Below are 23,017 nucleotides of genomic sequence, written 5' to 3'. Positions count from 1 at the left end.
CCGGCGTGCCGCCGTGGATTCCTGCCGGCCGTCGCCCTACCAGTCCAGCCGCACGCCAATATTCCCCTCGATGCTCTTGCGCTCCTTCTGCGCACTGCTTTCCAGATCGCGCGTGTAATCGGCCACCGCAAACGCGCTGACATTACCGTTGAAGCGCGCGACCACACCGACACCGACTTCCAGCGCGCGGGCCCCCTGCTGATTGATCAGCTCATTGGTGCCGAACGTGATGCGATCCTCGCCGTCGAAGGTCTGCCAGTAGTTCACTTTGAGGTACGGCTGCCAGCCATTGCCGGCCAGGTTGTAGTCGGCTGCCAGACGCAGGCCGACGCGGCCGGTCCAGGCATCTTCGTTGTCGTATCCGATCGTGGAGATGCGGTCGGCACTGTCATCCAACGCGCTGCGCTGCCAGATCACCTGCGCCTGCGGCTCCAGCCACCAGGCCGATTGCCCGAGCTGCAGCAACGGCTTGCCGACCTCCAGTGACGCCGTGGTGCCATCGCCGCGCAGATCGATCCCAAGGCCACGCGCCGACCATGCATTGCCGTCGTAACGACTCTGCATGACCACCGCGTCGAGGTAACCACCCGCACTGCCCACGCGGGTCCAGTACAGACCGACATGTTTGTCGTCCAGGCGCGTGCGGCCCACTGCCACGTTATCCCAGCCGACCGCGAAGCCGTTGACGTTGCCCTGCGCGCGGGTACGCCCGACGAACACACCGAACTGATTGCGCGCCTGATCATCGGCCGTTGCGTACAGATCCACACCGGCCTGAATGCCCTGGATGTCACCGTCGAAGCTGGGCTTGGCATCGCCTTGCCAATGCTGGTCATGGCTCTGCCCGATCATCCGCGCCCATGCCGAACGAACACCGCCCTGTCCGGCCAACAGGCGCTGTTCGCCCTGGCGTTCGTGGAAGGTACCGAGACTGAGCAGACTGGTCTCACGCAGCAGCGGCGGCACCACCGCGTAGGTGGCCGCCTCCACGCGGTACAACGGAACGATGTCGCCTTCGGCCGGCATTGCACCGGGCGTCGGCGGAACGGCCAGCGGTCCGGGCACGGCGGCCGGCGTGGTCGGTACCGGCGGTGGCGTATCCGTTTCAGGGGGCGCAACCGGCGCCGGCTCGGGCGGCGGCGGCGGCGGGGCCGGTTCCGGTGCCAGCGGATCCGGGTTCTCCGGCAGATCCGGTGACGGTGGCGGCGTCAGCGGGGGCGGTGGCGTACCGGCGTTCTCCGGCGGGGGCGGCAGCGGGGTCACCGTGGATACGCCCGGTGGCGCCGGTGCGGGCGCCGGCGTCGCGCTGGCCACCAGCGTCGAGCGCAGGTACCAGTTCTCGCTGCTGTCAGCACTGACGCCGCCCTTGAACAGGAAATACTCGAACGCGCCCGCCGCGATCGGGTTGTAGAGCGCGAAGGCGTTCGGTGCCGTACTGGCGCCGTTGATCGACTGCACCACCAGGATGCCGTCAGCCACCGTCGCCGCGCCGGCTCCTCCGGCGTTGAGAATTCCCAGCCCGGTGCTGCCACTGGCCACGCCGTTGGAGATCACCAGGCGGTCGGAAGGCGCACCGTCACCGGCCAGCACCGACTGCAGATACACGCCGCCGTTATTGCCGACATAGTTGCCTGCGATGGTAAACGCATCGCCTGGACCGTTGCTGCCGTTGCTCAAGTCAATGCGCCCGGCATTGATCACATTGGCCTGCTGCCCGGCGGTGAAGGTGCGCACGTTCGCATTGAGGCCACCGGCGAACACCGTGCTGGTGCTGTCGATGTCCAGCGTGCCGCCGCTGGTGGTGAAATCGGACAGCACCAGATCGCCATCGAAGGTCAGCTGGCTGTCCTGGCGTAGGTTGATCTGCTCCCAGCCGGTGAAGCGCGAGACACCGCTGGTCTTGACGTTGTTCATCGTGAGCAGATCAGTGCCAAGCCCACCGGTGAACAGCGGAATCGCACCGAGGTGGCTGTTGTTGAGATTGGACAACGTGGTGACGTCGTTGCCCTCCCCCATGTCCACCGTGCCGTACACCACCCCGCCACCGGACCAGTCCAGACGATCGTTGCCGGTGCTGGCGCGGATCTCGCCGCGTACGGTGCCACCGGTGATGGTGATGGAATCATCGCCACCGCTGACGCTGATGTTCCCGCCGATGTAGCCTTCGGAGAGGATGATGGTGTCGTTGCCGAAGCCGGTGACGAGGTTGCCGTCGATGGTCCCGCCGGACATGTCGAAGGTGTTGTTCTCCAGCTTCATGTTGACCCGTCCGATGCGCCCGCCGGTCATCTCGGCATAGTCGCCGTCGTCGAAGCCACCGATGATCTGGCCGCCGGTCATGCGGAAACGGTCGGTGCCGTCGCCCTGCAGCAGGGCGCCGATGGTGCCGCCGGTCATCAAGAACGTATCCACGCCACTGCCTTGCTGTACTGCACCGGTGATGGTGCCGCCGCTGATTTCCAGCGCATCCAGTCCATCGCCCTGGTCGACGCTGTCGATGACCCCGCCACGCACCACCAGGGTGTCGTTGCCGGCTCCCTGCACCACGCCACCGCGGATGCTGCCGGCCAACATCTCCAGGCGGTCATTGCCGGCACCGAACACAATGCCGCCGGTGCTGCCGCTGATCGCTCCACGATTGATCACGGTGGTGGCGGCATCCAGCTGCAGACCACGCCCGGCCACGGCGATGATGCTGCCGTCGTTGGTGATCAAATGACCACCGCCACCGGCCTGCAGCGTGACCGCATTGCCGGTCGCCGGCGCGAGCTGCGCGTTGCCAAGGACGTTGAGCGTGATGTTGCTGCTGCCGGCCACGCCGATAACCGGCACGTTGTCTGGATTGGGCGGCTGGCTGGAGCAGGTCACGGTCTGCCCGCTGGTCGGCGCAGCGTTATCGCATCCCGCCCAGACCGGGAAGGCGCCGGCGATCAATACGGTGCCGAGCGCGCCACGGCGGCCGGCCTGCAGAAGGTGCGAGATCTGGACAGCCAGCAACGGTCGTGCCGGCCAAACGAGCGTCTGGCGCATGTACCTTTCCTGTTCAGCAGAAGGGAAACAGCAACGGCCCAGTGCTTTTACGGATGACCGGCGTAGGTACTTTTACTGTGCAACCGTGATGCGGAGGTAAAAAACCGGTGCCTTCATATCTTCAGGTAGACCCGCCGGTGGTCCAGCGCCCACACCACGCCCCACCAGATCGCCACGAATCCCGCGGCGCAGGCGAGCGAGGCCAGCATCGGCGCCTGCGGCATAACACGCGCCACGGCATGGAACGCCCACGCCCACACACCTGTCGCGCCCAGCACCAGCGCCATTGCCGACGACCCAAGGTAAGCAGCGATCGCATTCACCCCGAAGCGGCGACCCAGCGCAGGCAGGCCCCAGCGGTCGATCAACAGGTGCGCCAGCAGCAGCGCGGCCACCGACAGGCCACCGGCCCAGAGCACGAAGCTGGGCGTCCACAGTTGCTTGTTGAGCGGCAGCCACAGCGTGGCCAGACCACCGACGGCCAGACAGGCCAGCGCCAGGGTGGCCAAGCGGGCCGACTGGCCGGCCCGTAGCAATGCACCGGCACGCAGGCCCAACAGCGTGGTGGCAATCGCCCCGACGCTGCTCAGCAGGCCTTCCGGGTCATGACCCAGGCCGGTGAGCGCGGAATACGTGTAGAGGAACGGGGCGAACAGCGCGGTATCCAGGCGGCTGGCCGGGTTCACCCAGGGCGCCAGCGAGTCGGCAGAAAGAAGGATGGCCGCATAGGCCACCAGCAATCCCACGATCACCACCCACTGCGTCCGCGCCTGCGTGTAGACCGCCAGCACGCCAACCGCCGCCACGCACAGGGCGATCCGCTGCAGCACGCCCCACAGGCGATACGCGGGCAGCTCGAACAGCCACCACGCCATCAGGTGCAGCAGCGCGCCGGCGATCAGGATGCGCAGCGCGCGTTGCAGTACCCCACGCACCAGCGCCGGACGCATGGCCGGGTCGGTGGCGCGCGGGGCCAGGCTGAAGGCCATCGAGACACCTGCGATGAACAGGAACAGCGGGAAGATCAGGTCGGTCGGGGTGAAGCCATGCCAGTCCGCATGCAGCAGCGGCGCGTAGACATGGCTCCAGTCGCCGGGATTGTTGACCAGCAGCATCGCCGCGACGGTCAGGCCGCGCAGTGCGTCGATCGATCCCATCCGCCCCGACGGCGCGTCACTCATACGTCTTCGCGCTGCCCGGCGATCCAGGTGCTGCGTACCTGCAGCGCGTCATCGAGCAGCACCAGATCGGCATGATGGCCCTCGGCGATGTGCCCGTAGCGGTCATCCAGATTCAGGAACTGCGCAGGATAGGTCGACGCCATCCGCGCCGCTTCGGCCAGCGAGACGCCCAGCAGCTGCACGCTGTTGCGCACCGCCGTGGCCATGTCCAGTGCCGAGCCGGCCAGCGAGCCGGCGGCATTGCGCACCACCCCGTCCACGGCGGTGATGACCTCGCCATACAGTTCGTAGCTGGGGTCTTCCGCACCCACCGGCGGCATCGCATCGGTGACCAGCATGACCTTGCCGCGCGGCTTGGTCGCCAGCGCCACACGCAGGCTGGCCGGGTGCACATGCACACCGTCGGCAATGATGCCGACCCAGCTGTCGCGATCTTCCAGCGCCGCGCCGACCGCGCCCGGTTCGCGCCCGGTCAGCGGCGACATCGCGTTGTACAGATGGGTGAAGCCGCGGATACCGGCCTCCAGGCCTGCACGCGCCTCTTCGTAACTGGCGGCGGTATGACCTGCCGCCACCACCACGCCGCGTTCCACCAGCGCGCGGATGCTTTCCAGCGGTACCCGCTCGGGCGCCAGCGTGAGCAGCGTGACGCCGTTGTCCAGCGAGGCAGCCAAGGCGATCTCGGCGGCGTCCGGCACACGGAACTTGTTCGCATCATGCGTGCCCTTGCGCGCCGGGGCGATGTACGGGCCTTCCAGATGGATGCCGAGCACGCCCGGCACGCCCTCGCTGATCGCCTGGCGGGTCGCGGCGATGGCCGCGCGCATCACCTGCACGTCGTCGCTGATCAGGGTCGGCAGCAGACCGGTGGTGCCGAAGCGGCGGTGCGCCTGCGCCAGCGTGCGCAGCGTGGCCACATCCGGGCTGTTGTTGAACAGCACGCCGCCACCGCCATTGACCTGCGCATCGATGAAGCCGGGCAGCAGCCAGCCCCCCCCCAGGTCCACCTGCTCATCGGCCTGACCCAGCATCGGCGCGGCATCGGAAATGAGCGCGGTGATCCGCCCACTTTCGATCACGATCGCCAGGTCGTCGCGGAAGTCGTCGCCGGCCAGGATGCGGGCATTGCGCAGGACAGTTTTCATCAGACGGTTTCCGTCACCTTGTTCAGATGCGGCGGCAGGTCCGGGTTGTGACCACGGCGCAGCGCCAGCGCATTGATCGCGCGGTAGAAACTCTGGATGGTCAGCAGCGGGGCGCAGGCCGGGTGCGGCGCGACCGGCAGCGGCAGGTCCCCGCCGACATCGGCCAGCCACACCTGCGCATCGCGCGCGGCGAACTCCCCCAGCACCGCGCGGGTACCGGCGCCGGTTTCATCCGGCTGGGCAAAGGCCAGCACCGGGAAGCCCGGGCCGACCAGCGCCATCGGGCCGTGCTTGACCTCGGCCGAGCTGTAGGCCTCGGCGTGCAGGCCACAGGTTTCCTTGAACTTCAGCGCCGCTTCCTGCGCCGCGGCCAGGCCAAGACCGCGGCCAAGCACGAACAGATTGTGGGCCGGCACCAGGCCGTCGGTCAGCGAGGACCAGTCGCCGTTCCAGGCCTCGCGCAGCGCATCGGGCAGCGCGCGCAGCGAGGCGATCAGCCCCACGTCCTGGGTCCAGTACGCCACCAGCTGCAGGATCGCCGACAGCGAGGCCAGGTAGCTCTTGGTCGCCGCCACGCTGCGCTCGGCACCAGCGCCCAGTGGAATCACCGTCTCGGCCAGCTGCGCCAGCGGCGAATCCTCGACATTCACCAGCGCCACCACGCGTGCGCCGGCCGCACGCGCGGCCTCGGCGTTGCGCAGCAGGTCCGGGCTCTTGCCCGACTGCGAGATCACGATGTACAGCGCGCCGCGCAGCTTCAGGGGTGCTTCGTAGACCGAGCCGACCGAGGGCGACGCCGAGGCGGTGACCAGCCCGAGGCGCGTTTCCAGCAGGTACTTGGCATAGGTGGCGGCGTGGTCGGAACTGCCGCGCGCGCAGGTCACCACGAACGGCGGCGGTGCCGCGCGCAGGCTGGCGGCCAGCGTCTCCACGGCCACCTGGTTGCGCGCGAACTGCGCGGCGATCACATCGGCAGCCTCGGCGGCTTCGCGGTACATCAGGGTGTCGTGGGGAGCAGGCAGGGACATGGGGACTCAGGTCGTTTCAGGAGAAGGAAGCCGTGCACCCTGCGGGCGCATCGGCGCGGTGGAGCCACGCACCACCAGCTGCGGCACGAAACCCTGGTTCTGCAGCTGCAGCGGCGCGTCGTCGTAGGCATCGCTGCGCAGCTGCGCGATCAGCAGGCGCGCGGCATGCCGGGCGATGTCTTCGGTGGCCTGCTTGGCGGTGGTCAACGGCGGCCAGGACTGGCGCGAGAACGGGCTGTCCTCGAAACCCGCGATGGACAGGTCGTAGGGCACGTTCATGCCGGTGGATTTGGCCGCCGCCAGCACGCCGGCAGCGATTTCATCGTTGGAACCGAAGATCGCGGTGGGCGGTTCGCGCAGCGCCAGCAGGCGGCGCGCGCCGCGGAAGCCGTCATCGAAGGTGTAGTCGCCCTGCACCACCAGGTGCTTGTCGATGGACATGCCGTAATCGCGCAGCGCCGCTTCATAGCCGGCGTAGCGCTCGCCGCTGGAACGGTGCGAGCTACCGCCCCAGAGGAACCCGATGCGCTGGTGCCCGAGCTGGATCAGGTGTTCGGTGATTTCATAGGCGGCCTCGCGGTCGTCGACGAACACGCAGGCACCATCTTCGGGATCGGCGGTGGCGGCGATGATGCGCACCAGCTTGATACCCCGGGCGGTGAGCGCGGCCACCAGATCCTTGCGCTCGGACATCGGCGCGGTCAGCACCAGCCCGGCCAGGCGCGAACGCTGCACCCAGTCGGCCAGTTCCTCGGCGAGCATCGGCGAACTGGAGTCGCAGGGGTGGATCTGCAGCCCGAACCCGGTTTCGCGGCAGGCGGCGAGCACGCCGTTCTGCACGCCTATGATGTGGTACGGGTTGGGGTTGTCGTAGACCAGCCCGACCACCAGCGTGGTGCCGGTGCGCAGGTTGCGCGCGGCCGGATCAGGCTCGTAGTCCAGCTCGGCGATCGCACGCAGCACGCGCGCGCGCGTGGCCTGCATCACCGAGGGTTCGTTGTTGATCACCCGCGAGACCGTCTTCAGCGATACCTTGGCCCGTTCGGCGACATCCTTGATGGTCGCTCTACGCATCGTTTTTCCCTGGCTGACCGGTTGAACCTCCATGATCGCCGATCACTGCCCGTCGCGGGACAGCCCGACCCGGTGGCCGCGCATCGAATAGAACAGGATGTACAGGTAGCAGGGCACCATCAGGCCGGCGAAGACCCACTGGAAATCAAAGTGCTGCTTGAGCACCGCGAACAGCTGCGGAATGATCGCGCCACCGGCGATGGCCATCACCAGCAGGGCCGAGCCGGTCTCGGTGAAGCGGCCCAGGCCGCGGATCGCCAGCGGAAAGATTGCCGGCCACATCATCGCATTGGCAAAGCCCAGCGCGGCCACGAAGCCCACCGAGACATAGCCGTGGGTCAGCAGCGCACCGATGCTGAACAGCACGCCCAGCACGGCCGAAATGCTCAGGTAGCGCGATTGCGTCACAAGGTGCGGAATCAGCGCCAGGCCCACCACGTAACCCGACAGCATGAATGCCAGGGTGATCGAGGTGAACATCTTGGTCTGGTCCAGCGGCAGGTCGAAGCCGTGGCCGTAAGTGCCGATCGCATCGCCGGCCATCACTTCCACGCCGACGTACACGAACAGGCACAGCACGCCCAGCCACAGATGCGGGAACTGGAAGATGCTGGTGCGCTCGGCCACCCCGGGCGCGCGGGCCGGCGTGGCATTGGCTTCAGCGGTCTTCAGCTCGGGCAGCGGCGAGAACAGCACCGCAACCGCGAGCACCACCAGCAGCCCGGCCATGGCCATGTACGGCAGCTGGATCTTGGCAGCGAAGTCATTGAGCAGCACGGTCTTGGCAGCCGCATCGGCGACCTTCACCTGGGCGTCCAGATCGCCGATGCCATGCAGCACCAGCGTGCCGATCAGCACCGGGGCCAGCATGCCGGCGATCTTGTTGCAGATGCCCATCAGCGCGATGCGCCGGGCAGCGGTCTCGATCGGGCCGAGGATGCTGATGTACGGGTTGACCGCTGTCTGCAGCAGGGCCAAACCGCTGCCGATCACGAACAGTCCACTGAGCGCCCCCGGGTACCAGCGCTGCTGGGCAAAGTGCGCGAAGACCACCGCGCCGGCCGCCATCACCAGCAGGCTCAGGCTCAAGCCTTTCTTCATGCCGGTGCGCTTGAGAATCCATGAGGCCGGCAGGGCGAGGAAGAAATACGACAGGTAGAAGACCATCAGCACCAGGAAGGCGCCGACCTCGTCCAGCTCGAAGGCGAGCTTGACGAAGGTGATCAGCGGGCCGTTGAGCCAGGTGAAGAAGCCGATCAGGAAGAACAGTACGCCGATGATCAGGATCGAGGTGAGCACGCTCGAACGCGCGGAGGCAGCAGGCACGGCAGACATCAAGAAGGCTCCTGCATCGACGGCGCGCGATGCGGCGTCGGAAGAGTGACTGGGAACAACGTTGTCACATTTATTCGTCGCCCCTGCCGGGTTTGTCAACAACTGGATAACCGGCCGTCCGGTGAAAACCGCGTGCTGCATCTGCGCAAAAACCCGGTATGGCTCGCCTGACGGGAGCTGGACCCCTGTTTCCAAGCAGTTTGCAAAAACATGACGGCCGTTGGATGAAAACGTTTTCCTGCGACAGGGCCCGCTGCGGCGCAGCATCGAAAGTGTGAGGTTATCGTTGACATCGTTGTCAGAACGATTACAGACTCCGCCTCAATCGCCGGGCCAGCCCTGGCCGTGCCCAACCGATGGAGTCCGTGTGACCAACGCCGCCCACGCTGTACCGGCCCATGCCCCGTCCGCTGCGATGCCGCCGTTCCTGGCCGCCGACGTGGGTGGCACGCATGTCCGGGTGGGCCGGGTCCAGGCCAGCGCGGATCCGGACCATCCGGTGCAGCTGCTGGACTACCGCAAGTTCCGCAATGCCGATTACGCCGGCCTCAGCGCGATCCTGTCCGAATTCCTGGCCGATGGCCCGCGCCCGGCACACTGCGTGGTCGCCACCGCGGGGTATGCACGTGAAGACGGCACCGTGATCACCGCCAACCTGCCCTGGCCGCTGTCGGCGCGGCAGATCGAGCGCGAGGTCGGTCTGGACCAGGTCTACATCGTCAATGACTTCGAGGCGGTGGCCTATGCCGCCGCCCAGGTCGATGCCAGTGGCGTGCTGCAGCTGACCGGCCCGGCCACCGCCCCGCGCGGCCCGACCCTGGTGGTCGGCCCCGGCACCGGGCTGGGCGCGGCGGTGTGGATCCCGACCCCGCACGGCGCCGTCGTGCTGGCGACCGAAGCCGGCCAGCCGACCCTGGCCACTACCACCGAACTGGAGATGGCGATCGTGCGGCACATGCTGCGCGAGCGCTCGCATGTCTCGGTCGAGCAGGCGCTGTCCGGCCCCGGCCTGATGAATCTGTATCGCGCCCTGTGCGCGTTGAGCGGCCAATCGCCGACGCTGACCACCCCCGATGCGATCACCGCCGCCGCCATGTCCGACCAGGACCCGCTCGCGCGGCAGAGCCTGGACGTGTTCTGCGGCCTGCTCGGCAGCACGATCGGCGACATGGCGCTGCAGTACGGCGTCACCGGTGGGGTCTATCTGGCCGGCGGCATCCTGCCGCAGATCCGCGATTTCCTCTTGAACAGCACCTTCGTCGAGCGGTACCTCAACAAGGGGCCGATGCGCGAGGCGCTGGAACGCATTCCCGTGAAGGTGGTCGAGCACGGGCAGCTGGGCGTCATCGGCGCCGCCAGCTGGTACCTGGGACATAGGGACCACCCGAACGCCTGACGGCGCGCAGGGCAAGGCAATACGCAGTACGTGGCACCCATGGCGCACCCGTTCAGGGCGCGCGGCAAAGTCGTACCAGACGCAAGAAGACACGCCGTCGCCGGCGAACCATCGGATTGATGAGGAGAGACATCATGAACCACCGCAAGAGTCTGCTTTCGGCAGCCATTTTCAGCTGTCTGGTGTTCGGCGCGCAGGCGCAGGAAACCTCGACCACCCCCACCGACCTGGATACGGTCAGCGTCGTCGGCATCCGCGCCAGCCTGGAAAAGTCGCTGGATACCAAGCGCAACAATGTCACCATCTCCGAGGCGATCACCGCCGAGGACATCGGCAAGTTCCCCAGCACCAATGTGGCCGAAGCGCTCTCGCAGCTGCCCGGCATCTCGCTGGACCGTCGCTTCGGCCAGGGTGAGCGGGTCAGCATCGATGGCACCGACCCCAGCCTCAACCTGTCCTTCCTGGACGGCCACCCGGTCGCGCAGGCGATCTGGCTGTACGGCGAACAGCCCAACCGCGGCTTCGACTACACCCTGCTCTCGCCGCTGATCCTGGGCCGCATGGAAGTCATCAAGTCCTCCGAAGCGCGCCTGACCGAAGGCAGCCTGGGCGGCACCATCCTGATGCACACCCGCCAGCCGCTGGACATGCGCGCCAATGAAGTGGCCGCCTCGATCGGCTACAGCTACAGCGACCAGGCCAGCAAGGGCAAGCCGAACGCCTCGGCGATCTACAGCTGGAAGAACGACGAGGAAACCTTCGGCATCAACGTGGCCGCGCAGCACTATGAAGAGCGCGTGGACCGCCAGGGCATGGAAGTGTTCGGCTACGCCAAAGCGTCCACCTTCACCAACGCACCCGGGGTGGACCCGAACGCGGACGTGCCCAACTCGGTCAATGCGGCCTGGTTCCAACAGGACCGCAAGCGCGACAGCGCCGTGGTCAATCTGCAGTTCAAGCCGACCGACGAGCTCGAGTTCAATCTGAGCGGCCTGTACATCAAGGAGAACTTCGACAACTACAACCAGTCGATGTACTCCTTCCTGACCTGGAATCCCGGCACCATCGGTGCAGTGAACCAGCTCGGCGATGTGCGCAATGGCGTGGTCAACAGCGGCCACTCCAATGCCAGCGCCACCGCCAACAGCGGCACGGTGATCTACGACAACAACGTGCGCGAATCCGAAGTCACCACCAAGGGCCTGGATCTGCGCGGGGCCTGGAAGGGCGAGAGCTGGGGCATCAGCGGCCAGGCCGGGCAGAGCAAGTCCGAGAACAAGGAATTGGCCCAGTACTTCATCGAACCGTTCTACAACGGTGGTTTCAGCTGGAACCTGGACAACGGCATCACCTTCGACAACCCCGATGCGGCCCGCAACCCGGCCAACTGGGGCTCGGCCGGTGGCTGGTTCGGCAACAACGGCATCTTCTCCACCGACAGCAAGGACACCTACGCGCAGCTGGACTTCAATGTGCAGTTCGACAGCATCTTCAACCAGCTGCAGTTCGGCGTGCGCCACGGCAAGCATGAAGAGAGCTTCGATCTGAACGTGTATGGCGGCGTGCGTCCGGGCACCCTGGCCGACGTCGGCACCATCGGGCTGACCGATATCCAGGGCTTCGCCGATGGCCAGGGCCGTCATGTCCAGGTCGGCCGCGACAATGTGCTGAACTGGGTCAAGGGCAGCCCGCTGGACTTCGCCAACCCGGATCCGGCCAGCTACCTCAACAACAGCTGGGCGCTGGAGCAGACCAACAACGCCGCCTACGCGCAGTTGAACTTCTCCAACGGCCCGGTGCGCGGCAACGTCGGCGTGCGCTACGTGGATTCCAAGACCGCCGGCAGCGGCTTCGTCTACGGCGGCACCCCCACCCTGACCGACCTGGACAGCAAGTGGCAGACCCAGACCAAGAAGGAAGACTTCCTGCTGCCCTCGGTCAACCTGGTCTATGACACGGACAGCGACTGGGTCTTCCGCTTCGGCGCCAGCAAGGTCATCGCCTGGGCACCGTACAACCAGATGGTGAACAACACCTTCCTCAACGACACCACGCTCACCGGCAGCGGCGGCAACGCAGCCCTGTCGCCGTATGAGTCCTGGAACTACAACCTGTCGGCCGAGTATTACTTCGCGCCGCAGTCGGTGGTCGCCTGGTCGCTGTTCTACAAGAAGATCGACAACTACATCGATACCAGCGCCGTCACCGAGCGCCAGTACAACTCGATCCGCGATACCTCGCCGGCCACCTGGGCCAACATCGTGGGCACCAACGGCTGTGCGGCCGACGGCTACTGCGACTACAGCATCCAGCGTCCGCGCAATGCCGGCAGCGGCCACGTCAAGGGCTTCAACCTCAGCTACCAGCAGCCCTTCGGCGAGAGCGGCTTCGGCCTGACCGCCAACTACACCTACGCCAACGGTGAGAACAACTCCGGTGATGCGCTGCCTTACCAGTCGCGCAACTCGGTCGCGTTCAGCCCGTACTACGAGAAGGGTCCGATCAACGCCCGCCTGACCTACAACTGGCGTGACAGCTACCTGGCCGGCGGCTACGTCGCAGGCTCGGCACCGGCCAGCGTGGACGACTACGCCGAGCTGGGCGCCAGCTTCGGCTACACCTTCAACGAAAACTGGTCGGTCACCGTCGACGCCCAGAACCTGCTCGATGAAGAGTATTTCCAGTACCTGGGCGACAAGGATCACCTGGCCTCGCGTTACAAGAGCGGCCGCCGCTACATGGCGACCCTGCACTTCAAGTTCTGATTGCCTTGGCACTATGCTGAATGCCTGATACGGGCCCGGATCTCCGGGCCCGTTTTCACAGGTGGAACCCGAATCGCTACAAAGGAATGACCCGATGCACACCCGCACCCGTCGTACCTCGCTGTCGCTGCTGTCCTTCGCACTGGCACTCTCCCTCGCGCCGTCGGCCCAGGCCACCGATGCACAGGCACCGGAGGGCCCGCGTGCCCTGCCCGGCTCGCTGATGCTGATTCCCGCGCCCGCCAAGGTCGATCGCATCGACGGCACCGGGTACACGGTCACTGCCGGTACACCGGTGCGCGCGCAGGGCGATGCCGCGCGACGCGTGGCCACACAGTTCGCCACGCTGCTGCGTGACAGCGGCGGCCCGGCGGTGACGGTCGCCGGAGGTCGCGGCAAGGACGGCATCGGCTTCGTGCTCGACGCCACGCTCAAGACCGGTGCCGAGGGCTACCAGCTGCGTTCCGACGCGCGTGGCGTGACCGTACAGGCCGCCACCGAGGCCGGCCTGTTCTACGGTGCGGCCACGCTCTCGCAGCTGCTTACCGGCGGCAGCGATGGCAAGCTCCCGGCGCTGCGCATCGACGACGCACCCCGTTTCAGCTGGCGTGGCCTGATGCTCGATTCGGCCCGCCACTTCCAGAGCCTGGATGAGATCAAGCAGGTCCTGGATGCGATGGCCGAGCAGAAGCTCAACACCTTCCATTGGCATCTCACCGACGACCAGGGCTGGCGCATGGAGATCAAGCGCTACCCGAAGCTGACCGGTATCGGCAGCTGCCGCATTCCGGCAGGCGATGGCGGCCGCGACCCGGTCACCGGCGCCGAGCGCCCGTACTGCGGCTTCTATACGCAGGACCAGATCCGTGAGGTGATCGCGTATGCGGCCGCGCGCCATATCCAGGTCATTCCCGAAATCGACGTGCCCGGCCACGCTACCGCAGCGATCGCGGCCTACCCGGAACTCGGCACCATCGAGACACCGCTCAAGCCGCTGAGCGAATGGGGGGTGTTCCCGAATCTGTTCAACACGGAAGACAGCACCTTCACGTTCCTCGAGAACGTGCTGGAGGAAGTCATCGCGTTGTTCCCGGCCAAGTACGTGCACGTCGGCGGCGATGAAGCAGTCAAGGACCAGTGGGAAGCCTCCGCACGGGTGCAGGCGCGCATGCGCGAGCTGGGTGCCGGCGATGAGATGGAGATGCAGAGCCACATCATCAAGCGCCTGGAGACCTTCCTGGAAAAGCACGACCGGCGCCTGATCGGCTGGGATGAAATCCTCGAGGGCGGGCTTCCGCCGGAAGCCACGGTGATGTCCTGGCGCGGTACCGAGGGTGGCCTCAAGGCCGCCAGCGAAGGCCACGACGTGGTCATGTCGCCGGTGACCGACATGTACATGGACTACCTGCAGACCAACTCGCCGAACGAACCGCCGGGCCGCCCGGCGACGATTCCGCTGGCGCGCGTGTACGGCTTCGAGCCGGTGCCGGACGCACTGGCCAGGGACAAGCAGCATCACATCCTCGGCCTGCAGGCCAACATGTTCACCGAGCACACGCGCAGCTACGCACGCCTGCAGCACAACCTGTTCCCGCGCCTGGCCGCCGTGGCCGAGACCGGCTGGTCGCCGCGCGAGCGCCGCGACTATGCGGATTTTCTGGCGCGCCTGCCGGCGCAGCTGCAGCGCTACCAGGCCATGGGCATCGCGTATGCGCAGACGCCATTCCAGGTGGAACTGGACAGCACGGACGACCGTGCCACCGGCACCGCGACGCTGGCCCTGCGTACCCCGCTCGGCTACGACATCCACTACAGCGTGGATGGCAGCGCGGTCACCGCACAGTCGCCACGCTACACCGCCCCGCTGCAGCAACCGCTGCCGGTGGCGCTGCAGGCGGCAACGTTCTTCAACGGCCAGGCGTTGGCCAAGGCGGCCAGCCGCTTCGACATCACCGCCGCATCGCTGCTGTCGCGGACCGACGAACATCTCGCGCAGTGCCCGGGCGAAGGCCAGCTGCTGCTGCGCCTGGAAGATGACGGCCCCGCCGATGGCGAGCGCGCGATCTTCAACGTGGACATCTTCAATCCGTGCTGGTTGTGGAAGGACGCGGATGTGGATGGCATCGCCACACTGCGCGTGCGGGCCGGGCAGATCCCGTACTACTTCCAGTTGGCCCACGACGAGCCGAACCGGCGCTTCGCGCCCAAGCGCAGCGCACACGGAGAAATGGACATCCTCGGCGGCCAGTGCGATGGCAAGCCGCTGGCCAGCGTGCCACTGCCGGCCGCGCCGGGCGCCGATGGCTTCATCACGCTGGAGGCGGCGCTGCCGCGCTCGTTCAAGGGCACCCAGAGTCTCTGCGTGCGCTTCACCGGCGATACCCGGCCGACGATGTGGGTGCTGGATGAGATCACGCTGTTGCCGCGGTAGTTCGGGCACCGGGGTGCCGGCCAGCGGCCGGCACTACCCGTCATGCGTGGCCGGCGTCACACCCATCAACCGCGCAGGCGTACCAGTAGATCATGCAGGGGGGTGAACACGATCGCCATGCCGGCCAGCACGCCCATGCTGTTGGCCAGCGCATCCATGGGATCGGCCATGCGGTTGACGGTCAAGGCGCCCTGCGCGAATTCGATGCCGATGCCCAGCGCGACCAGGGCGACTGCGGCCCAGATCAGCGCCGCACGCCGCTGGTAGATCTGCACGGCGGCTGAGGCCAGCAGGAAATACGCGAGGAAATGCTCGACCTTGTCGCTGTTCTCCGGCAACGGGATCGGCGGCGGCGGGATCAGGCAGACCACGATGGTCCCCAGCACCGCCAGCCACCACAACGCCAGCCAGAACCGCGGCCAGCGCAGCGGCTTCAACACCGGTGTCGCCGCCACCTTACAGACGCCAGGTCAGATCGCCGAGTTCGAAGGCGGCTTCGAAATCGACATCGCGCTGGAAGCCCATCACCTGGAAGCGCTCGCCCATCTCGGTCGGCAGCGTCAGCTTTTTCACCTGATCGCGCAGGCGCACGCGGCCGATCTCGTCGGTGCGCGCATCGGCTTTTTCCAGCAGCGCATCCAGTCCGTTGCCGAGCAGGAAGCTGGCCTGCGTGCAGTAACCGGCCAGTTCGAATCCGGCACCGGTGCCCGACTCGGCCAACGCGGTGAAGTCCACCGAGGCGGTCAGGTCCTGCAGGCCCGGCCAGCGGTACAGATCGTTGTGCACGTGGTGGCGGTAGAACGCGCGCACCGTGCCGTCGTCGCGGTCGTCCTGGTAATACTCGTTGCGCGGGTAGCCGTAATCGACGAACAGCATCGCGCCGCGCTTCAGGCCGCCGGCGATCGCCTGGATCCAGTACGGCAACTGCGGCAGCAGTTCGGAGCGGTAGCCATCGGCGAAGGGCTTTTCACGGTAGCGCTCGACGTGCCGCACCGCCGCCGAGAGCATCGCATCGGCCGGCTGCGCGCCACGCACGAACGCGCCCTGCGCATCCAGCTCGACGGTTTCCTCATAAACCATGCCGTCACGGGCGAGGAAGCGCGGCGTCGGCAAGGCATCGATCACTTCATTGGCGAAGACCATGCCATCCCAGTCGTCGTCGAACGGGCGGTCCAGCCACTCCACCAGGGCGAACACCGGCGGGATCAGCGCCTTTTCCAGGCGCTCGCGCTGGCGCTCGCGCAGGTCCGCGCTGGGCTCCAGGATCGCGTAGCGCTCGGGCAGCGCGTCCAGTTCCAGCATGCGCTTGAGCAGCACTTCGGCGAACGCGCCGCTGCCGCCGCCGACCTCCATGAACCGCGCTTCCGGGCCGAGCTGCTGCATCACCGGGGCGATCGCGTTGGCCAGGGTCGCGGCGAACAGCGCGCCGATTTCCGGCGAGGTGGTGAAATCGCCGGCGGCACCGAACTTGCTGGCACCGGCGCTGTAATAGCCCCAACCGGGCGCGTACAGGCTCAGCTCCATGAAGCGGGAGAACGGCATCGCGCCGCCGTTGGCGAGGATTTCAGCACGCAGCGCCGCAGCCAGCTCGTCGCTGTGGGCCAGGGCGTCGGATTCAGGGGTGGGCAGTGGGGAATGCATGGCGCGGGCGATTGCGGTGACAATGCACAGCATAGCCTGAGCAGGGAGTACCCCCGATGACCGATACCGCCCCCGTGGCGCTGATCACCGGTAGCGCGCGCCGGATCGGCGCGGCCATCGCCCGCCAGTTCCACGCCTGTGGCTGGTCGGTGGTGCTGCACGCCCACACCTCCACCACCGAGCTGCAGCAGATGGCCTTCGACATGGACATGCTGCGGCCGGGCAGCGTGCTGGCCCTGCAGGCCGACCTGCGCGATGCCGATGCCCTGCCCGATCTGATCGACCAGACCGTGGCCCAGTTCGGGCGGCTGGACACGCTGGTCAACAACGCCTCCAACTTCTACCCCACCCTGCTCGGCCAGATCACCGCCGCGCAGTGGGACGACCTGTTCGCGGTCAACGCGCGCGCGCCGCTGCTGCTGGCCCAGGCCGCCGCGCCGCACCTGCGCCGCCAGCAGGGCAGCATCGTCAACCTGACCGATCTGCACGGCACCCAGCCGATGCGGGACCACCCGGTGTACGCGGCCGCCAAGGCAGCCCTGGAAATGGTCACCCGCTCACTGGCGCTGGAGCTGGCGCCCAAGGTGCGGGTCAACGCGGTCGCCCCCGGGGCCATCCTGTGGCCGGAACAGGGCAAGGACGATTTCGCCCGGCAGGCGTTGCTGGCGCGCACGCCGCTGGCCCGCACCGGCACGGTGGAGGAGATCGCCGAGGCGGTGTACTGGCTGGCCACCGAGGCCGCGTTCGTCACCGGGCACACGCTGCGCGTGGATGGTGGGCGGACGTTGTCGTAAACGCCGATTGCACCGCCCCGGTAGTGCCTGATTACCCGGGCCCCAGCTCCATCGTGTCGAATGGCTCGCCGAACTGCCGATGGGCGCGCCACAGCGCCTCCAGGGTCAGTCCGCTGACGGGGTCGCGGAAGTCCGGCGCGATATCGGCCAGCGGCTTGAGCACGAACGCGTGCTTGAGCTCCGGGCGCGGGATGCGCAGATGGCCGGGGCCTTCCACGATCAGGTCGCCGTAGAACACCACATCGATATCCAGGGTGCGGTCGCTGAAGCGCGGGCCGCTGCGGTCACGCCCGTGGGCATCCTCCAGCGCGTGCAGCCAGTCATCCAGCGTCTGCAGCGGCAGATCGGTCTCGATCGCCACGGCGTTGTTGAGGAAATCCGGGCCGTCGAAGCCGACCGCAGCAGTGCGGTAGGCCGGCGAGACCGCGATCGTGCCGAAGCGCGCGCGCAGCGCCTCCACCGCGGCGTGAAGGTGCTGTTGCGGCTGCAGGTTGCTGCCCAGGCTCAGGAGCGCAGTGGTCATGGTATTCAGCGTACGTGGGGCGAATCCACACGGGGCCAACAGGGCCAGCGCATAGAATCGGGGTGCACATCATAGGACACCGACATGACCTATTGCGTCGGCATCGAGGTGGACGAAGGCCTGGTCTTCGCCGCCGACACCCGCACCAACGCCTCGCTGGACGATGTCCGCGTGCACCGCAAGCTGCACGAGTTCGAATTTCCCGGTGAAGCCGCCTTCGTCATCATGGCCGCAGGCAATCTTGCGACCACCCAGCTGCTGATCTCGCGCCTGCGCCGCGATGTGGAGGAACACCGCCCGGAGAACCTCCGCGCCTACCGGCATCTGTTCGAGGTGGCCGAGTACGTGGGCCGGGTGCTGCTCGACAGCCAGGTCAAATCCAGCACCCATGAGGCGGGCCAGGATGGCATCGTGACCCAGGCCACGTTGATCCTGGGCGGTCAGATCGGCGGCGAGCATCCGGGGCTGTACATGATCTATCCGCTCGGCAATGCGATCGCGGCCTCGCCGGAGACCCCGTTCCTTCAGATCGGCGAGTCCAAGTACGGCAAGCCGATCCTGGACCGCATCCTGCGCCCGCAGACCCGACTGGAAGACGCGGCGCGCACCGCCATCGTGTCCTTGGATTCCACCATCCGCTCCAACCTGTCGGTGGGGCTGCCGGTGGATCTGGTGCTGATCCGCAGGGATGACCTGCAGATCACCCAGCGCATGCGCCTGGCCGGTGACAGCCCGTTGTACGCCGAGATCCACGGCAGCTGGTCGCACAAGCTCGAACAGGCTGTCGCCAGCCTGCCGCCGTTCCCGTGGGAAGCCTGATCAGGCGGTCTGCAGCGCTTCGGCGACCGAACGGAACACCTGCTGCATCTCCAGCGGCTTGCGCAGCACATGCACGTTGATGCCGGGCGGAAACACCGCCAGCGGCACGGTGACGTCGGCTTCTTCCAGCACCAGGGCCGGGCCGCGGTAGCCCAGCGTGGCCATCTCACCCAGCAGATGGCTGGCCGAGAGCAGCTTGGAGCCGGCATCGGCGATCACCAGTGCCGGCATGCTCTCCTGCTGCATCCAGCGCAGCGCCGCGGCGCCATCGGAGGCCAGCTGCAGGTGATAGCCCTGGCTGGACAGGGCATTTCCCAGCAGCGACAGCCGCGTGGCTTCGCCATCCACCACCAGGATCGACTGCCCGGCACCGGCGATGGTCGGCGCGTCCACGGTGTCGGCTGCATCGGCCGCCGCCTGCATCGGCAGCAGCACCTCGAAGCGCGTGCCCACCCCTGGCGTACTGTCCACCTGGATGGTGCCGTGCGCACCTTCGACGATGCGCTTGCAGGAAATCAGGCCGAGCCCGGTGCCGGTCGCCTTGGTGGTGAAGAACGGATTGAAGAGATTGGAGAGCGTCTGCGCATCCATGCCGATGCCTTCGTCGGACACCGTGATCTGCAGCCAGTCCTCGCCCTGGGTATCGGCGGCAGCCGCCGCGCGCAGCGTCAGCCGGCCACCATCGGGCATCGCCTGGATGCCGTTCAAGGACAGATTGAGCAGGACCTGCTGCAGCTCGGTGTAGTTGGCATCCACCGCCAGGCCTTCGGCCACCTCCAGGTGCAGGGTGACCTTGGCCGGCAGGTTGCTGCGCAGGAGCAGCTCCACGCCTTCGAACAGATGGACCAGGCAGATGTGTTCGCTCGTATTGCGCGAGCCGCGCACGAAGGACAGCATCGACTCGGCCATCTCATGGCCGCGTCGACCGCACTCGGCGATGATGTCGGCCAGATGGTGCAGTTGCGGATCGTCGGTCCGGGCCTTGAGCAGGTCCGGCATGATCAGCAGCGGTTGCAGGATGTTGCGCAGGTCGTGGCTCAGGCCGGCCGCCAGCAGCGACAGGCTTTCCAGGCGCTGCGCGCGCATCAGCTCGGCTTCCACCCGCTGGCGGTCGATCGCGCTGCGCGCTTCGCGCACCGCACGCGCCACCGCCGAGGGCAGGCGCGCCGGCTGGTGCTTGATGATGTAATCGTTGGCGCCCTGGTGCAGGGCGGCCACGGCGTTTTCCTCACCCATCGTGCCGGACACGAAGATGAAGGGCACCTCCGGCAACGCCGCGCGCACGATCTGCAGCGCCTCATTGCCGGAGAAGCCGGGCATGCTCAGGTCCGACAGCACGATGTCCGGCGCGGCGCGCTCCAACGCCTCCCGCAGTTCCTGCGCGCTCTCGACCCGCTCGAAGCTGGCCTCAAGACCAGCGTCGAGCATCTGCTCGCACATCAGTTCGGCGTCTTCCGGCGAATCCTCGATCAGCAGGATCCGCAGGGCACCCAACGCAGGGCCGGTCAGCGGCATGGGCTTACTCGACCTCCGGTGCCTGGTTGATCAGACCCCAGAACTTGCCCAGGGTCTGCACCGCACCGAAGAACTGGTCCACGTCCACCGGCTTGACGACATAGGCGTTGACGCCCATGTCCCAGCTGCGCGCCAGATCGCTCTCCTCGCGCGAGGAGGACAGGATCACCACCGGCAGCCGCTTGAGCTCTTCGGTGTTGCGGATTTCCTTGAGCACTTCCAGGCCGTCCATGCGCGGCATCTTGATGTCCAGCAGCAACACGGCCGGCAGGCCTTCATCGCGGTTGGCGAACGCGCCACGACGCAGCAGGTAATCCATCGCTTCCACGCCATCTTCAACGTGCACGATCGGATTGGCCAGGCGGGCTTCCTTCAGGGCGTCGATCGCCATCTCGGCGTCGGCAGGGCTGTCCTCGGCGAGGAGGATGGTACGGAGAGCGGTCATGCGGCGGAGCCCTTGTTGATTGCGTCGAGCGCGGGGGGAAGTACGAAGTGGAACGTGGCGCCCTGGTCGACCGCCGACTCGGCCCAGATACGGCCGCCGTGGCGGGTCAACACGCGGCGGACACTGGCCAGGCCGATGCCCGTTCCCGGGTAATCGCTGGCTTTGTGCAGCCGCTGGAACACCCCGAACAACTTGCCGGCGTAGGCCATGTCGAAGCCTGCGCCGTTGTCGCGGACGGTGAACAGGTGGCTGCCGTCGGGCTGCAGTTTGTAGTCCACCTCGATCCGGGCCGGCTTGCGGTTGGAAGAATACTTGATCGCGTTGCCGAGCAGATTCAGCCAGACCTGGCGCATCATGTTTTCGTCGGAGACGATGATCGGCAGTGGCGCGATCTTCCAGTCCACGTGGTGCGGCACGCCGCTGCCCTCGGACTCGCTCTGCTGGTTGGCATCGAGCATGGCGCGGGTATCGGCCACCAGCGACTGCATGTCCACCGCCTGCAGCCGCATGGCGGCCCGGCCAAGCCGCGAATAGACCAGCAGGTCGTCGATCAGGGCGGCCATGCGTCGGGCGGAATTGGAGATGACCCCCAGGTAATGCAGGGATTTTTCGTCCGCATCCTCGCCCAGGTGACGGGTCAGCTTGTCCGAGAAACCCGCCACATGGCGCAGCGGCGCGCGCAGGTCGTGCGAGACCGAGTAGCTGAAGGCTTCCAGTTCGCGGTTGACCTCGGAGACCTGCTCGACCTTGCCTTCCAGCTGACGGTTCAGCTCTTCCACCCGCAGCTGCACGGCGCGCTGGACGGTGACGTCGCTGACCGTCATCAGCACGACCTCGTCGTCCTTGTCCGGCAGCGGCATGCGCCGCGCATTGATCAGCATGATCCGCACGACATCATCGGCGGTGCGCTGTTCGTGTTCGTAATCCCACAGTTCGCGGCCGCGCAGCAGCACATCGGTCAGGCGCTGGCGGACCACCGCATCGGCCCAGGCACCCTCGCCGATGCTGTCCAGCGCCAGGCCTTCAGCCGAGGCGTCTTCGTCCAGGCCGTACAGTTCGGCGAACGCCGGGTTGTGCATCTGCACGCGCAGGCTGCGATCGAGCAGTACGATCGGCTCGCGCACGGTATGCAGCACCGAGGCGGCGCGGCCGGCCGAGCGCAGGGAGGCACGTTCGGCCGTCTCGCGATGGCCGATCTGACGGTGCAGCAGCCACAGCACCAGGCCCAGCAGCAGCAGCTGCACCACCAGCGCCGACCAGGACACCAGTTCGCCCTGCCGCTGCTGTGCGGCGAACAACGCCGAGCGCTTCTTGAGCAGGCGCTCTTCGCTGGCCTGGAGGTCTTCCACCAGGTTGCGGATCGGGTAGCGGGAGGTCAGATCGGCCACCAGCTGGCGCTGATCTTCCGTCGGCGACGAACGTGCAAGTTGCTTGGCCAGTTCAATCCGGCGCTCCAGCATGGACTGGATGCGGCCGATCCTGAGCAGCTGCTCAGGATTGTCGCGGGTGAGTTCGGCGAGCCGTTCAAGCCGGGCAGGCAGCTGGTCGCCACGGGCGACGCGCTCGCGCAGCCCTGGCGAATCGATGCCCTTGGACATCGTCAACGCCGCCGACTCCACATCCAGCACATCGGCCTGGAGCTGGTACACCGCTACACCGACCTCCTGGGTGTGGGTGACCCAATTCATGGCATCGACGTTGTCGTCGGCCAATTTGCGCAGGGTCAGCCAAGGCACCACGATGATGGCCACGGCCGCCAGGGCCAATGCCGGCAATCGCCAGCGGTCCCAGATTTGATCACTGAACACCAGCGCCATAGTCCCTCTTCAGCTCGGTGCCATCGACGACCCGACGCACCCGGGAGGTCCGGCAGTGCGCTGCCCACCGGCGATGGC

17 protein-coding genes are annotated in these 23,017 nt (G+C 66.9%); 5 read left to right on the top strand and 12 right to left on the bottom strand.

Annotated features, from left to right (window positions below; translation table 11 throughout):
* Positions 1-36: 36 nt before the first annotated feature.
* The 6 genes from K4043_RS08325 to K4043_RS08300 all read right to left on the bottom strand — a co-directional run bounded on the left by K4043_RS08325 (position 37) and on the right by K4043_RS08300 (position 8,793).
* Positions 37-3,030: an autotransporter domain-containing protein gene (locus K4043_RS08325; RefSeq protein ID WP_265308926.1), complete on the bottom strand. Its 2,994-nt coding sequence runs from the start codon at positions 3,028-3,030 to the stop codon at positions 37-39.
* Positions 3,031-3,143: 113 nt separating this feature from the next.
* The gene (locus tag K4043_RS08320; protein ID WP_265308924.1) at positions 3,144-4,211 is read right to left on the bottom strand and encodes a heparan-alpha-glucosaminide N-acetyltransferase domain-containing protein; all 1,068 of its coding nucleotides are present in this window, start codon (positions 4,209-4,211) and stop codon (positions 3,144-3,146) included.
* Positions 4,208-5,356: an N-acetylglucosamine-6-phosphate deacetylase gene (gene nagA, locus K4043_RS08315; protein WP_123730185.1), complete on the bottom strand. Its 1,149-nt coding sequence runs from the start codon at positions 5,354-5,356 to the stop codon at positions 4,208-4,210. The genes K4043_RS08320 and nagA overlap by 4 nt, the downstream gene beginning before the upstream one ends.
* Positions 5,356-6,384 (bottom strand): SIS domain-containing protein, encoded by a 1,029-nt coding sequence (locus K4043_RS08310; RefSeq protein WP_265308922.1) that lies wholly within the window; start codon positions 6,382-6,384, stop codon positions 5,356-5,358. Before K4043_RS08310 ends, nagA begins: the two co-directional genes overlap by 1 nt.
* Before the next feature lie 6 nt (positions 6,385-6,390).
* Positions 6,391-7,458 carry a LacI family DNA-binding transcriptional regulator gene (locus tag K4043_RS08305; protein WP_123730183.1) on the bottom strand — a complete coding sequence of 356 codons (1,068 nt, stop codon included), beginning with the start codon at positions 7,456-7,458 and terminating at the stop codon, positions 6,391-6,393.
* 42 nt (positions 7,459-7,500) lie between these two features.
* Positions 7,501-8,793, bottom strand: coding sequence for a sugar MFS transporter (locus tag K4043_RS08300; RefSeq protein ID WP_265308919.1), 1,293 nt, complete (start codon positions 8,791-8,793; stop codon positions 7,501-7,503).
* Positions 8,794-9,160: 367 nt separating this feature from the next.
* Between K4043_RS08300 and K4043_RS08295 the strand changes: the two genes are divergently transcribed.
* The 3 genes from K4043_RS08295 to K4043_RS08285 all read left to right on the top strand — a co-directional run bounded on the left by K4043_RS08295 (position 9,161) and on the right by K4043_RS08285 (position 15,385).
* Positions 9,161-10,189, top strand: a complete 1,029-nt coding sequence (locus K4043_RS08295; protein WP_260232245.1) for a glucokinase family protein — start codon at positions 9,161-9,163, stop codon at positions 10,187-10,189.
* A gap of 134 nt (positions 10,190-10,323) precedes the next feature.
* Positions 10,324-12,954, top strand: a complete 2,631-nt coding sequence (locus K4043_RS08290) for a TonB-dependent receptor (protein WP_259259103.1) — start codon at positions 10,324-10,326, stop codon at positions 12,952-12,954.
* Between the two features lie 94 nt (positions 12,955-13,048).
* Entirely contained in the window at positions 13,049-15,385 is a 2,337-nt protein-coding gene (locus tag K4043_RS08285; protein ID WP_265308918.1) for a family 20 glycosylhydrolase, read from the top strand.
* Between the two features lie 65 nt (positions 15,386-15,450).
* Here the strand turns inward: K4043_RS08285 and K4043_RS08280 are convergent, their stop codons facing one another.
* Positions 15,451-15,840: a VanZ family protein gene (locus K4043_RS08280; protein WP_265308916.1), complete on the bottom strand. Its 390-nt coding sequence runs from the start codon at positions 15,838-15,840 to the stop codon at positions 15,451-15,453.
* A 1-nt stretch (position 15,841) separates the two neighbouring features.
* Positions 15,842-17,026 carry a class I SAM-dependent methyltransferase gene (locus K4043_RS08275; RefSeq protein WP_265308915.1) on the bottom strand — a complete coding sequence of 395 codons (1,185 nt, stop codon included), beginning with the start codon at positions 17,024-17,026 and terminating at the stop codon, positions 15,842-15,844.
* A gap of 56 nt (positions 17,027-17,082) precedes the next feature.
* Between K4043_RS08275 and K4043_RS08270 the strand changes: the two genes are divergently transcribed.
* Positions 17,083-17,820 (top strand): pteridine reductase, encoded by a 738-nt coding sequence (locus tag K4043_RS08270; protein WP_265308913.1) that lies wholly within the window; start codon positions 17,083-17,085, stop codon positions 17,818-17,820.
* 31 nt (positions 17,821-17,851) lie between these two features.
* Here the strand turns inward: K4043_RS08270 and folK are convergent, their stop codons facing one another.
* Positions 17,852-18,343, bottom strand: a complete 492-nt coding sequence (gene folK / locus K4043_RS08265; protein WP_123730177.1) for a 2-amino-4-hydroxy-6-hydroxymethyldihydropteridine diphosphokinase — start codon at positions 18,341-18,343, stop codon at positions 17,852-17,854.
* Between the two features lie 84 nt (positions 18,344-18,427).
* Here folK and K4043_RS08260 point away from each other — a divergent pair, with 84 nt between their 5' ends.
* Positions 18,428-19,162, top strand: coding sequence for a 20S proteasome subunit A/B (locus K4043_RS08260; protein ID WP_265308912.1), 735 nt, complete (start codon positions 18,428-18,430; stop codon positions 19,160-19,162).
* Here the strand turns inward: K4043_RS08260 and K4043_RS08255 are convergent, their stop codons facing one another.
* The 3 genes from K4043_RS08255 to K4043_RS08245 are packed head-to-tail and all read right to left on the bottom strand — an operon-like array spanning position 19,163 to position 22,939.
* Positions 19,163-20,677 (bottom strand): ATP-binding protein, encoded by a 1,515-nt coding sequence (locus tag K4043_RS08255; RefSeq protein WP_123730175.1) that lies wholly within the window; start codon positions 20,675-20,677, stop codon positions 19,163-19,165.
* A gap of 4 nt (positions 20,678-20,681) precedes the next feature.
* Complete coding sequence (locus K4043_RS08250) at positions 20,682-21,122, bottom strand: response regulator (RefSeq protein ID WP_121039864.1); 441 nt, start codon at positions 21,120-21,122, stop codon at positions 20,682-20,684.
* On the bottom strand, positions 21,119-22,939 hold the full coding sequence (locus K4043_RS08245) for an ATP-binding protein (protein WP_265308910.1): 1,821 nt from the start codon (positions 22,937-22,939) through the stop codon (positions 21,119-21,121). The genes K4043_RS08250 and K4043_RS08245 overlap by 4 nt, the downstream gene beginning before the upstream one ends.
* Between the last annotated feature and the right edge of the window lie 78 nt (positions 22,940-23,017).

The sequence above is a fragment of the Stenotrophomonas sp. SRS1 genome, assembly GCF_026130205.1.
Taxonomy (GTDB): Bacteria; Pseudomonadota; Gammaproteobacteria; order Xanthomonadales; family Xanthomonadaceae; genus Stenotrophomonas; species Stenotrophomonas rhizophila_B.
This window is presented reverse-complemented; position numbering and strand designations above follow the sequence as displayed.